This is a genomic window from Nonomuraea sp. B10E15 (genome assembly GCF_039871615.1).
Taxonomy (GTDB): Bacteria; Actinomycetota; Actinomycetes; order Streptosporangiales; family Streptosporangiaceae; genus Nonomuraea.
Genome location: NZ_JBDPMB010000001.1, coordinates 932,953 through 945,838, shown reverse-complemented (window position 1 = coordinate 945,838; position 12,886 = coordinate 932,953). Strand labels below are relative to the sequence as shown.

Sequence of the window (12,886 nt, the reverse complement as noted above, 5' to 3'; positions counted from 1 at the left end):
CATCCCGCCCCGCGTTCCAGGAGGCCGGGCCGGTGAAAGGATCGTGACCTCAGCTGAGCGAAAGGCACAGGAGATGGCTCCGAACATCGCTACCGCACGCCGCGTCGAGCTGCCCGAGCTGCTCGACTTCCTCCGCCCCAGGCATCACGGCCTGCTGTCCACCACCCGCGCCGACGGGCGGCCGCAGCTCTCGCCGGTCTCCTGCGGCGTCGACGCGGGCGGCACGATCGTGGTCTCCACCTATCCCGACCGTGCCAAGGCGCGCAACGCCCGCCGTGACGAGCGGGCGTCGATCTGCGTGCTGTCCGACGACTGGAACGGCCCGTACGTCCAGGTGGACGGCCGCGCCGAGGTGCTCGACATGCCGGAGGCCCTGGAGGCGCTGGTCGAGTACTACCGGTGCATCGCCGGCGAGCACCCCGACTGGGACGAGTACCGGGCGGCCATGCGGCGCCAGGACAAGTCGCTGATCCGCCTGCACATCGAGCGCTGGGGGCCCATCGCGACCGGCGGGTTCCCCGCGCGTCTGGTGTCCGGGGACTGAGACCCGGACGTCTCGACGATCGGGCGGCGGCACCGGCCGCCGCCGCCCGATCCCCTGAACACGGCGCTGAGCACGGCGCTGAGCACGGCGCTGAGCGGCTGGGCACGGCGCGCGAAGCCACGACCTCTCGTCGGAATGTCCGCGTAGGTCCCTTGACATCCGCAATTGGGCGAGTTAGCGTCCTCGAAACCTGGAATTAACGTTCACGTGAACGTTCATCCTCCCCAGGGAATTGTCGACGAGAAGGACGCCCCCTTGAGCGTGGACACCACCCGTGTTCCGGCCGACGACCTCCGGCGCGCGCTGATCGCAGCAGACCCCAAACTCTCCAAGTTCAACCCGCTCCCCCGCATACTCGCCTTCGACGAGTTCAATACAGGAACGCACGGCTGGTGCGAACTCATCGGAAACCACGACGGCCACGGAAATCTCGACACGGTCGACGTGCACATGCGCGACTTCCGCCCGCCGCAGCTCAGCGCGTGCGATTTCTTCGACATCGGCACGCACGCCGCGATGAGCGGGAATTACGCGCTCAAGGTCGCCACCCGGCCGGTGACCGGCCACACCGCGGTGGCGATCCGCCGGCTCACCATGGCCAGGCGCGGGGTGGTGCAGTTCGAGACGTACTTCACCTACAAGAGCGAGGCGGCCACCGCCGAGTCCTCGCTCGGCAACAGCTTCGGCGACATCGAGTGGGACGGCAACCTGCACCCGTCCGAGGCCCAGTTCGGGGCATTCACCGTGGCCACGGACCTGTGCGACGGCGAGGGCATCCGCTATCACTGCGTCGCCCGCTACCAGAACACCGACCTGGACCACAACTTCACCAGGCGCTGGATGTACCCCGTGGTGCCCGAGCCGACGCCCAGGGAGAACCTGCACAACCAGGAGAACCTCTCGCCCACCGAGGACTTCACCGCGCCGAACCCCGAGGACTGGCGCCCGCTCGACGAGGAGCCGCAGTTCCTCTGCTACAACGAGGTGCCGACCAAGGTCAACTGGCACTATCTGCGCTGGCAGTTCGACACCAGGACGCGGACGAACATCGAATTGCAGGTCAATGACCGGATCATGGACATGCGCCAGGTCCCGGTGCCGGCCTATCCCGACAAGTACGACGGCCTGGAGAACCTGCTCAATTTCTACGTCAGCGTGCGCACCCATTCTCCGGTACGCAACTTCCTTTTCCTTGATTCCGCACTGATTTCCGTGGATTGGTGAGCACCGGCATGAGGCACGCTCTTACCGCCGTTCTTGAACGCAACACCACTTTCACCGCAGATTTCGCGACCGAGCCGTACGAAGCGGGCTGGGCCGCGGAGGCGCGCTGGTTCGTCCGGACCCTGGCTCTGGAGGGCGACGCGCCCGCCCTGCGGCTGACCGCCCAGATCTCCCCCGACGGGCTGCACTGGTGCGACGACGACGGGAGCACCGAGCAGATCGCCACGGAACCCGGGCTGGTGTCCATGCGGGTGCGCGAGTTCGGCCACTGGTTGCGCCTGCGCGCCACGCTGACCGGCGGCGACCCGAAGGCCAAGGTCCTGATCTACCTGGCACTCAAGAGCTGAGAGGAGCTCGACATGACGGCAACGGAGGGAGTGGGCAGGCGGCGGTTCCTGGCCCTCCTGGGAGCCGGGGCCGCCGGCGCCTCCCTCCCCGCCCTCGTCACCGGGTGCGCCCCCGGCGGCAAGGGGACGGGACCCGCCGCAGGAGGGAACCGGCCGCTCAGCGCCGCGTTCTACCAGGCGATCAACGACCTGGACCCGCACGGCCCGAGCGCCGTGGACGAGGCGTCGCTGCTCGCCAACCGGCAGATCTACGACACGCTCGTCGCCTGGGACGGCGAGAAGGCGGCGCCGAGCCTGGCCACGTCGTGGCGCCAGCCCGACGAGACGACGTGGGAGTTCACCCTCCGCGACGGCGTCGTCTTCCACGACGGCGGCAAGCTGACCTCGGCCGACGTCAAGGCGTCGCTGGAGCGCCTGGCCGCCTCCGACGGCCCGCAGAAACCGCTGTGGTCCACGGTGGACACGATCAAGGCCCCCGACCCGCGCACCATCACGATCACCACGAAGGAGCCCGCCGGCACCCTGCTGGTGAACCTGGCCCTCGCCTTCATCCTGCCGGCCGCCCAGATCGGCAAGGGCGACCTGTCGCGCAACGCGATCGGCAGCGGCCCCTTCGCCGTCGAGTCGTTCACCCCCTCGTCGCAGCTGCTGCTCAAGCCCGCGCCCGGCTACTGGGGCGGGGCGCCCAAGCTGGCCGGCCTGCGCCTGCCGTACATCCCCGAGTCCTCCACGCGCATGACGTCGCTGCAGAACGGCGAGGTGGACGTCACCTGGATCATCCCGCCCGACGAGCTCGGACGGCTGCGCGGCGTCGACGGCGTGAAGATCGAGAGCAAGCCGGGCGTCAACTACTTCCTCACCTGGTTCAACTGCGGCAGGAAACCCTTCTCCGACCCGCGCGTGCGCCGCGCGCTGCTCCACGCGCTCGACGTCAAGACCATCGTCTCCAACCTGTACGGCGACGCCGCCGCCGTCATGGACGCCCCGATCCCGTCCGCCGTCTTCGGTCACGCCCCCCAGAAGCCCTACGAATACGACCCCGACCTGGCCAGGCGCGAGCTGGCCGAGGCCGGTCACGGCTCCGGGATCCGCACCTCGATGATGTGGTTCAAGGACACCGGGCCCCTCGCCACCGAGCTGGCCCAGTCGATCATCTCGGCCTGGGCCAAGGTCGGCGTGGTCGTCGAGCCGCAGCAGATCGAGAAGGCGGCCTGGCTCAAGCGGCTCACGGCGCTCGACTGGGACATCGAGCTCCAGGTCAACACGGTGACCACCGGAGACGCCGACTACACCCTCGGCCGGCTCTACACCAGCGAGGCCAACCGCATGGGCTACGCGAACAAGGAGCTCGACGGCATCCTCGCCAAGGCCAAGGCCACCTCCGACCAGGACGAGCGCAAGTCGCTGTACGGCCGGGCATGCGAGATCATCTGGCGTGACGCGGTCGGCGTCTTCCCCGCGGCGCTGGCCGCCACGTACGGGCTGCGCTCCACCGTCGCGGGATTCGTCCCCGCGGCCAACAGCCAGCCCGAGTTCCGCACGGTGTCGGCCACCGGGTGACCCGTGCGAGACCAGACCCCAGCCCGGGAGCGCCATGCGTGAGGCACGCCGTACGACACTGAAGGACATCGCCGAGAGCCTCGGCGTCTCCGTGAACACCGTCTCCAGAGCCCTCGCCGACAAGGACAGCGTCGGCCTGGAGACGCGCAAGCGGGTGAAGGCCGAGGCCGAGCGGCTGGGCTACGTGCCCAACTCCACGGCCAGGTCGCTGGTCCTCGGCTCCGCGAGCACGCTCGGCATGGTGATCACCAATCCGTCCAACCCGTTCTACGCCCAGCTCATCAGCGGGATGGAGCAGCACTGCCGGCGGCACGGCTACTCCTTACTGCTGATGGCGACGGAGGAGAGCCTGGCCAACGAGCGGCGCGCGGCCGAGGAGCTGCTGCGGCGCGGCGTGGACGGGGTGCTCGTGGTGACGGTGCAGGAGGGGGCCGAGCACTGGCGGCGCTTCCGCGCGGCCGGCGTCCCGCTGGTCCTGATCAACCGTGACGTGCCCGAGCTGAACGCCGACCTGGTGGGCGTCGACCACGTGAAGGGCGGCTACGAGGCCGCCAGGCACGCCGTCGCCCAGGGCGCCAGGAAGATCTACTTCCTGGAGGAGGACCTGGGCGTCTCGGCGGTCGCCGACCGCGTCGAGGGTTACCGGCGGGCCATGGCCGACAGCGGCCTGCCCGTCGAACCCGACACCGTGATCAGGGTGCCGACCCGGCGGCTGGAGCAGAGCGCGATGCCGTGGGACCCGAGCGAGGCGTACCGGCTGGCCAGGGAGGTCGTGCGGTCCGCGCAGCGCCCGATGGCGTTCGTGGCCGGCAACGACTACTTCGCGCTCGGCGTCTACCGGGTCGCCGACGAGGCCGGGCTGCGGATCCCCGACGACATCCTGGTCGTCGGCTACGGCGGCCACCCGTTCGCCCCCTACGTGATCCCCTCGCTCACCACCGTGGAGCTGCCCGCCGCGGACATCGCCGTGTCCGCCGTCGACCGCATGTTGCGGCGGCTCGGCGCGGCGGCGGGGGCGCCGGAGCAGGTCCTGTTCCCGCCCCGGCTGGTCGTGCGGGCGTCGAGCGGCGGGGGCGGCACATGACCGCCTACCTCGGACGGCGGCTCGCCCAGGCGCTGCTCCAGATCTGGGGCGCGATCACGATCGTCTTCATCGCCCTGCGGGTGCTGCCCGGCGACCCGGCCGAGCTGATCCTCGGCAGCCAGGCCACGCCCGAGGCGCTGGAGGAGCTGCGCGGCAACCTCGGGCTCGACGAGCCCCTGCTCGTCCAGTACGCCACCCACATGCGGGACGTCGTCGCCCTCGACTTCGGCCACTCCTGGCGGCAGAGCGTCAGCGCCCTGGACGCCTGCCTGGAGCGCCTCGGCTCGACCCTGTCCCTGTCGGCGTGGGCGATGGTGATCACCATCGTGCTGGGCTTCGCGGCCGGTACGTTCGCCGCCCGCCGCGCGAACACCTGGGCCGACCACCTGGTCTCGGTGTCCTCGCTGGTCGGCCAGGCGCTGCCGCCGTTCTGGATCGGCATCATGCTCTCGCTCATCTTCGCGCGCTGGTTGCAGATCCTGCCCAGCACGGCCGACGGCACCATGGTCAGCCTGCTGCTGCCCGCGTTCACGCTGGCGCTGCCGTTCGTGGGCTGGCTGGGCCGGCTCGTACGCACCGGAATCCTCGAGGAGATGAACCAGGACTACGTCCGCACGGCCCACGCCAAGGGCATGAGCCCGCGGGTGGTCTTCTCCATCCACGTGCTGCGCAACACCCTGGTGCCGGTGGTGACCATGCTGGGCCTGCTCATGGGCTACTTCATCGCGAACGGCGTCATCGTCGAGGTGATCTTCGCCTGGCCCGGGATCGGGTCGCTGCTCATCGACTCGATCACCTTCCGCGACTACGCCGTGGTCGAGGCCGTCCTGACCGTGATCACGGTCTGCTACATCCTGCTCAACCTGCTGGTCGACGTGCTCTACGTGTATCTCGACCCCAGGATCCAGTTGGAGAACGCCTGATGACAGTGAACGTGCGAGGCGCGACGCTCGCCGGCCGGCTGGCCGCGCTGCCCCTGCGCGCGCACCTGGCGCTCGGGACCGTGCTGCTGTTCGTGCTGGCCGGCCTGCTCGGGCCGCTGCTGGCGCCGTACGACGCGGCCCGCACCAGCCCGGTCGACCGGCTGCTGCCGCCGGGCGCCCGGCTGTCCGACGGCGCGACGGCGTGGCTCGGCACCGACCAGGTCGGGCAGGACCTCCTGGCCGAGGTGCTGGCCGGGATGCGCACCTCGCTGACCGTGGCGCTGGTGACCGTGGCCGTCGGCGGAACGGTCGGGCTGCTGCTCGGCCTGCTCGCGGGCTACTTCGGCGGCTGGGCCGACGGGATCATCTCCAGGGTCGGCGACATCCAGCTCGCCTTCCCCAGCCTGCTGCTGGCCATCCTGCTGGCCGGGGTCCTGGGCCCCAGCATGGTGAACGTGATCATCGCCCTGGCGGTCACCAGATGGGTGATCTTCGCCAGGGTGGTGCGCGGCTCGGCGCTCGCCGTGCGCGACCGGGAGTTCGTCGACTCGGCGCGGGTGATGGGCGCCTCCCACGCCCGCATCCTCGCCGGCTACATCCTGCCGTCGTGCCTGCCGCCGCTGATGGTCGCGGCCACCGTGCAGGTCGGCCTGACCATGGTCGCCGAGGCGTCGCTGAGCTTCCTCGGCCTCGGCGTGCCCGCCGGGCAGGCGTCCTGGGGCTCGACGATCGCCGAAGGCCGCGACTACCTCGCCTCGGCCTGGTGGATCGCGGCCGTGCCGGGCGCCGCCCTGGCGCTCGTCGTGGTCAGCATCGGCGTCCTCGGCGACCTGCTGCGTGACGCCTCCGACCCGATGACGGAGCTGTGACGATGAGTGAAAGGACGAACGGATCCGCAGCCCCGCTGCTGGAGGTCGAGGACCTGGCCGTGGAGTTCGACACGCCGGCGGGGCCGCTGCGGGCCGTGCGCGGGGTGTCCTTCGAGGTCGACGAGTGCGAGACGCTCGCGATCGTCGGCGAGTCCGGCAGCGGCAAGAGCGTGACCGCGCAGGCGCTGATGGGGCTGGTGCCGCAGTCGGCGCGCATCGCGGGAGGGCGCGTCTCGATCGAGGGCCGCGACGTCGCCGGGCTGTCCGGCCGCGAGTGGCAGGCGCTGCGGGGCGAGCGCATCTCCATGATCTTCCAGGATCCGCTGAGCGCGCTGAACCCGTCGCTGACGGTGGGCTACCAGATCGCGGAGATGTTCCGCAGGCACCGCGGCACCGGCCGGGCGGAGGCCCGCCGCCGGGCGGCGGAGCTGATGGCGCAGGTGGGCATCCCCGATGCCGAGCGGCGGCTCGACGACCATCCGCACCGCTTCTCCGGCGGCATGCGGCAGCGGGTGATGATCGCGATGGCGCTGGCGCTCGACCCGCGGCTGCTCATCGCCGACGAGCCCACCACCGCGCTGGACGTGACCGTCCAGGCGCAGATCCTGCGGCTGCTGCGGCAGCGGCAGCGGGCCGAGCGGCTCGGCATGGTCCTCATCAGCCACGACCTCGGCGTGGTCGCGCGGGCGGCCGACCGGGTGGCCGTCATGTACGCGGGCCGCATCGTCGAGACCGGCACCGTGGCCGAGGTGTACGAGCGGCCCGCCCACCCGTACACGCTGGGCCTGATGCGGGCGGTGCCCGACCCCCGCGACCTCGGCGCCCCGCTGGAGGCGATCGACGGCCGGCCGCCCGACCTGGCCGCGCGGCCCGCCGGCTGCGCCTTCCACCCGCGCTGCCCGTTCGCCAGGGACGTCTGCCGCACCGACGACCCCGCCCCGCGCGAGCTCCGCGCTCGGCGTACCAGTGCCTGCCACTTCGCGGAGGAGGTGATCGCGCATGGCCGGGGCTGAACCCCTGCTGGAGCTGTCCGACCTGGTGACGAGCTACCGCCTGCGGCCGGGGATCGGCCGGCGCGGGGGCGAGGTGCGGGCCGTGGCCGGCGTGAGCCTGACCGTCGGCGCGGGCGAGACCGTCGGGCTGGTCGGCGAGTCCGGGTGCGGCAAGTCCACGATCGCGCGGACCATCGTCGGCCTGGTGCGCCCGTCCGGCGGCAGGGTCCTGTTCGACGGCCGCGACCTCGGCACCCTGCCCGCCAGGGAGCTGCGCAGGCTGCGCCGCGACATCCAGCTCGTCTTCCAGGACCCGTACGCCTCGCTGAACCCGCGCATGACCGTCGCCGCCCTCATCAAGGAGGCGTGGCGCATCCACCCCGGGCTGGTGCCGCGCGAGCGGTGGGACGAGGAGGTGCGCGCCCTGCTGGAGCGCGTCGGCCTGCGCCCCGAGCACGCCGGCCGCTACCCCCACCAGTTCTCGGGCGGGCAGCGCCAGCGCATCAGCATCGCCAGGGCGCTGGCCGTGCGGCCCCGGTTGATCGTCTGCGACGAGGCCGTGTCCGCGCTCGACGTCTCGGTGCGGGCGCAGATCCTCAACCTGCTGCAGGAGCTGCAGCGCGACCTGGGCGTGTCGTACCTGTTCATCTCGCACGACCTGGGCGTCGTCCGGCACCTGTGCGACCGGGTGGCGGTGATGTACCTGGGCAAGATCGTCGAGACCGGTTCCAAGGAGGACATCTACCGGAACCCGGCCCACCCGTACACGCAGGCCCTGCTGTCGGCGGCGCCCAGCCTGGACGACTGGCGGCCCGGCGGCGGGCGCGACGAGATCGTCCTGACCGGAGATGTTCCCTCACCGTTGCGCCCGCCGACAGGCTGCCGTTTCCGTACACGCTGCTGGCAGGCCCAGGATCGATGCCGCGACGAGGAACCGGCGCTGGTCGAACGGGACACGGGTCACCCGGTCGCCTGCCACTTCCCCGGAGCGCTTCCGCCCCCCGCAACGACGGCGCCCGAGAGCGGCCGTCTCACGAAGGAGTGATCCATGCCAGGCACGTTCCTGCCCGCGCTCGCCACAGGCGCCCTGATGGCCACCACCGTGCTCGCGGGCGCGGGCCCGGCCGCCGCCTCCGCGAGCACCTGCGCGGACGCGCCCGCCACGCCGGTGACGACGGCGGCCGTCTTCAACGACCCGGTGAGCGGGGACGGGGCGGCGCTCGTCCAGAAGCTCTGCGGCCTCGTCAAGCAGACGCCCGCGGGCGCCCGCATCCAGGTCGCCCACTTCGTCATGTCGGGCGCCGCGGGCACCGAGTTCGCCGACGAGCTCGTCAAGGCGCACCAGCGCGACGTGGACGTGCGGGTCGTCCTGGACGGCGACAGGCGCGGCGCGGCCGTCGCGGAGAAGCTGGCGGCGGCGCTGGGCACGGACACCTCGGCGCGCTCCTGGCTGCACGTGTGCACCGGCCCGCCCTCCGGCGGCACCGCCGCCTGCATCGGCAACAAGGGCCAGCACAACAAGTTCTACCTGTTCTCGCGCACCGGCCACGCCTCCGAGGTGGTGGTGCAGTCGTCGGCCAACCTGACCGACCTCAACTCCACCACGTACTGGAACAACGCGGTCGTCCTGCCCGGCAACCGGCGCCTGTACGACGCCTACGCCGGCTACTTCTCCGACCTCGCCGCGGAGCGCAAGAACCTCGACTACTACCGGGTCGTCCAGACCGGCGGGCCCGGCGGCTCCGTACGGGCCGGCTTCTTCCCCAAGGCGAGCGGCGACCCCGTCGTCGACGAGCTCGGCAAGGTGTCCTGCCGGGGCGGGACGACGATCAGGGTCGGCATGTCGGAGTGGGACGCCTACCGCGTGGCGATCCCGCGGCGGCTGCGTGACCTGGCGGCCCAGGGCTGCACGGTGCGGATCGTCTACGGGATCATGGACGACGAGGTCAAGGAGCTCCTGCTGGCCGAGCCGCGCGTCGAGCTGCGCGCCCTCGGCGACGGGGCCGCGCTGCCCGGCCGCGTGCACTCGAAATACCTGCTCGTCGAGGGCTCGTACGACGGCGACCGCCACGCCCGCCGGGTGTTCACCGGCAGCCACAACTACAACGAGACCTCGCTGCGCCGCAACGACGAGGTGCTGTTGCGGTTGAACAACCGGAAGGTCTACGAGCAGTACGTGGCGAACTTCGAGCGCATGCGCGAGGTGGCCGCGCCGGCGACCCAGCCGTAGCAGGACGCCCGTGGCGGGACGGGCGGCCCGTCTAGCCGCTGCGGCCCTCCAGGCCCGTGATGGCGATCGTGCCGGACGTGCCGCGCAGGCCGAAGCCGTGGCGGAAGCCCTCGCGGGCCTGCGGCGTGGCGAGGGTGCCGCCGATCGAGGCGGTGCGCAGCCGCCGCCACTCGCCGGGTGCGCCGCCCGTCGTGGACCCGCCGGCCGTGCCCGCCGTCCGGGCGAAGGAGGTGATGGTGTCGCCGGACAGCACCAGCGCCAACCGGTCGCCGGGCGCCAGGGTCAGCGCGGCGTCACCGGGCGTGTCGAGGAACCGGCCGCCCACCCGCACGTTGATGCCCGACTGCTTGCGGGTGTGGTTGTACCAGGCGGTCACGTAGTTGTCCTGGTCCTTCACCCAGCCGACGAACACGCTGTCCTCGGCGCTGCCGGTGCCGGCGAAGGAGCCGGCCGTCACCACGCTGATCGCGTCGGCCGACGACGGCCCCGCCGGTCCCGCGACCACGCCGAAGAACGGCCGCGCGCCGCTGCCCGCGAACCTGCCCCCGCCGACCGTGATCTCCGGCTCGGCCTCGCCGCCTTCCGGCCGGTGCACGGTGTAGCCCGCGGAGGTGTCGGTGGCGAACGTGTCCTCCACCTCGACCTTCGCGTACGCGGCCGGGTCGAGCTCCCGCTCCACGTGCGCGTACGCGCTCACCGCCCGCACCTGCCGGTCGTAGGTCGCGAAGGCCCGCACGGGGTGAACGTCGGGGCGCGGCCCTTCGCCGTCCGGCGGCGACACCCGCCAGCGCACCGCGAACTCGCCGCCCGGCCGCACCACGGGGGTCTCCGTCCTGCCGCGCGGCTCAGCGGACCAGCCGGGCGGCACGGCCAGCTCGACCTTCACCTTCGTGGCCGGCCTGCGGCCGTGGTTGGCGAACGTCGTGGTCACGGCGGCGGGCGTGCCCTGCCCGGTGACGGTCGCGTCGAGGCTGGTGTCGCCGGCGGCGGGCGACCACGCCTGCAGCTCGGTGACGCCGACGTACGCGCCGGGCTGCGGCGCGAACACCAGCCGGATCGCGGTCGTGGTCAGCTCGGGGAACGTGACCCGGTTCAGCGCCGCGCCTGCGGGCCGCTCCGGCGTGCGCGCCTGGCCGGGCACCTCGCGCCACGCCCCGCCGTCAAGGAACTCCAGCCGGTACGACGCCGGCGCCCGCACCTCGCCGCCGTCGTCGTAGCTGTGGAACCGCACGTCGCTCACCCGGGTCGGCACGCCGAAGTCGACGCCGAGATGGTCCTCGGGGTTCGGCGAGCGGTGGTTCGTCCACCGGCTGTGCGGGATGTCGTCGTAGAAGATCCGCCCGTCCACGGCGTCCCACACGCTGTCGATGGCGCCCGTGTAGGAGGCGAACGGCTTGGGGTGGCCGGTGCCGTGCGGGTTCGCGGCGTCGTTGCTCGGGCGCTCGGCGCGGTGGGGAGCCGGGCCCGGCACGCGGGCGGCCAGCTCGCCGAGCCCCGGCCGGGTGGCGGCGAGCCTGCCGTCCACGTAGAGGCGCAGGCCCTTGCCCTGGCCGTACCTCGTGCCGTCGCGGTCCCACAGGACCGTCACGTTGTGCCCGTGGTAGGGCACGTTCTCCAGCGCGAAGTGCGTCCACCCCGCGGGGGCCAGCGGGTTGACCACGACCTTGCCGCCCGCCTGCGGGCGCAGCCCGATCAGGCCGCTGATCACCAGGTCGTTGAAGGTGGAGTGGTTGTAGTGCTCGCTGTGGCCCTTGCCGTCGTAGATCCAGCGCGGCTCGTCGGGGTGGTGCGCCTCCGCGACGTACGGGCGGCCGTCCTTGTACTGGGTGAGCGCGTACCCGCGCAGCAGGCGGTAGTAGTCGGCGGCGGTCACCACGTCCTGGTCGCGCCCGTTGAGCAGGTTGGCCAGCCCGGTCAGCGTGGTCGACGTCGAGTACGGCCAGCTCGGCCCGTTCCAGCGGCAGCAGCCGCTCAGCGCGTCCTTCATGAACAGCGGGCTGCGCCGCTCGGCCGTGGCCGGCCCGTACGGCGCGGCGAACCCCTGCGGGTCGAGCAGTTGCGCCCACGCCCGCTCGGTGCCGGGCCTGGCCATGCCGAACGCCCACGGCACGAACCCGATCTGCTCCCTGGTGGTCACCAGCTTCTGCTCGGGGTCCAGGTCGGCGCGGGCCTTGTGGTAGAAGAACCGCCGCTCCGGGTCCCACAGGTGGCGGTGCAGGGCGTCGCGCAGCGCGTCGGCCCGCCGCTCGAACGTCTCGGCCAGCGACCTGTCGCCGCGCATCCCGGCGATCGCCGCGATGGCCCTGGCGTCGCCGTACTGGTAGGCGTTCAGCGTCGGCCGGTAGCCCGCGCCGCCGTGATAGGGGTCCTCGGGGTCGGTCTCGTAGGAGGAGGCGGTGTACTCCATCGCGTCCCACACCGGCACCGACCAGTAGAGGCCGAGCCCTTCGTCGTACTGGCCGCCCCACTTGTCGTACTGGCGGACCAGGTCGGGCAGCAGGTTCTCGACGAAGGACGCGTCGCCGGTCACGAGGTAGCGCTGGTAGGCGGCGTCGGCCGCCCACCACGCGTACTGGTGGGCCCAGTCGTCGGTGTCCTCGTTGACGAAGTCCTCCTTCGGCTTGGGCCCTGCGCCGGGGCCCCGCAGCCAGTAGGTGAGGTAGTCGTCGATCGGGCGGGGGTCGCGCAGCCAGCGGCCCTCGTACACGTGGTGGCCCGCGGCGGCGACGATGCCGCCCAGCGGCGCGGCGTAGCCGGGGGCGTTGTGGAACTCGGTGATGATGTGGCCGGTCGCGGAGCCGGTGTAGCGGATGTGCCGCTTGAAGGTGCTCCAGCGGTAGTAGTAGACGTCCTGGATCTCCTGGTCGGGCACGTCCAGGAAGGGGATGTTGGCTTCGTACCACTCAGGTTCGGCGAGGCCGGCCAGCAGCGCGCGGTGGTCGAGGAAGTCCGTGCCCCTGCCGACCTCGGGATACGTCGGCGAGGGCTCGGGGGCGGCGGCCGCCGGGGCGGGGATCAGGGCGTGCGGCGCGGCGAGCACCGCGAGCATCGCCAGCGCGGCGGCCGTGCGTCTCATGGTCACCTCGGGCGTTCTCGGGGGGTGACGGCGACCG

At 72.0% G+C, this 12,886-nt stretch carries 11 protein-coding genes; 10 read left to right on the top strand and 1 reads right to left on the bottom strand.

The window, feature by feature from the left end:
* Positions 1–73 precede the first annotated feature (73 nt).
* The 10 genes from ABGB14_RS04350 to ABGB14_RS04305 all read left to right on the top strand — a co-directional run bounded on the left by ABGB14_RS04350 (position 74) and on the right by ABGB14_RS04305 (position 9,773).
* Entirely contained in the window at positions 74–544 is a 471-nt protein-coding gene (locus tag ABGB14_RS04350) for a PPOX class F420-dependent oxidoreductase (protein WP_347642206.1), read from the top strand.
* Between the two features lie 261 nt (positions 545–805).
* Entirely contained in the window at positions 806–1,768 is a 963-nt protein-coding gene (locus tag ABGB14_RS04345) for a DUF6772 family protein (RefSeq protein WP_347643122.1), read from the top strand.
* An 8-nt stretch (positions 1,769–1,776) separates the two neighbouring features.
* Positions 1,777–2,115, top strand: a complete 339-nt coding sequence (locus tag ABGB14_RS04340; RefSeq protein WP_347642205.1) for a hypothetical protein — start codon at positions 1,777–1,779, stop codon at positions 2,113–2,115.
* Between the two features lie 12 nt (positions 2,116–2,127).
* Positions 2,128–3,675, top strand: coding sequence for an ABC transporter substrate-binding protein (locus tag ABGB14_RS04335; protein WP_347642204.1), 1,548 nt, complete (start codon positions 2,128–2,130; stop codon positions 3,673–3,675).
* A gap of 34 nt (positions 3,676–3,709) precedes the next feature.
* A complete protein-coding gene (locus ABGB14_RS04330; RefSeq protein ID WP_347642203.1) occupies positions 3,710–4,759 on the top strand; it encodes a LacI family DNA-binding transcriptional regulator in 1,050 nt (349 codons plus the stop codon).
* Positions 4,756–5,682, top strand: coding sequence for an ABC transporter permease (locus ABGB14_RS04325; RefSeq protein ID WP_347642202.1), 927 nt, complete (start codon positions 4,756–4,758; stop codon positions 5,680–5,682). The genes ABGB14_RS04330 and ABGB14_RS04325 overlap by 4 nt, the downstream gene beginning before the upstream one ends.
* The gene (locus ABGB14_RS04320; protein ID WP_347642201.1) at positions 5,682–6,551 is read left to right on the top strand and encodes an ABC transporter permease; all 870 of its coding nucleotides are present in this window, start codon (positions 5,682–5,684) and stop codon (positions 6,549–6,551) included. Before ABGB14_RS04325 ends, ABGB14_RS04320 begins: the two co-directional genes overlap by 1 nt.
* Before the next feature lie 2 nt (positions 6,552–6,553).
* Positions 6,554–7,564, top strand: a complete 1,011-nt coding sequence (locus ABGB14_RS04315; RefSeq protein WP_347642200.1) for an ABC transporter ATP-binding protein — start codon at positions 6,554–6,556, stop codon at positions 7,562–7,564.
* Positions 7,551–8,588 (top strand): dipeptide ABC transporter ATP-binding protein, encoded by a 1,038-nt coding sequence (locus ABGB14_RS04310; protein WP_347642199.1) that lies wholly within the window; start codon positions 7,551–7,553, stop codon positions 8,586–8,588. Before ABGB14_RS04315 ends, ABGB14_RS04310 begins: the two co-directional genes overlap by 14 nt.
* 3 nt (positions 8,589–8,591) lie before the next feature.
* Complete coding sequence (locus ABGB14_RS04305) at positions 8,592–9,773, top strand: phospholipase D-like domain-containing protein (protein WP_347642198.1); 1,182 nt, start codon at positions 8,592–8,594, stop codon at positions 9,771–9,773.
* A gap of 31 nt (positions 9,774–9,804) precedes the next feature.
* Here ABGB14_RS04305 and ABGB14_RS04300 read toward each other — a convergent pair whose 3' ends face one another.
* On the bottom strand, positions 9,805–12,849 hold the full coding sequence (locus ABGB14_RS04300; RefSeq protein WP_347642197.1) for an NEW3 domain-containing protein: 3,045 nt from the start codon (positions 12,847–12,849) through the stop codon (positions 9,805–9,807).
* Positions 12,850–12,886: the final 37 nt, after the last annotated feature.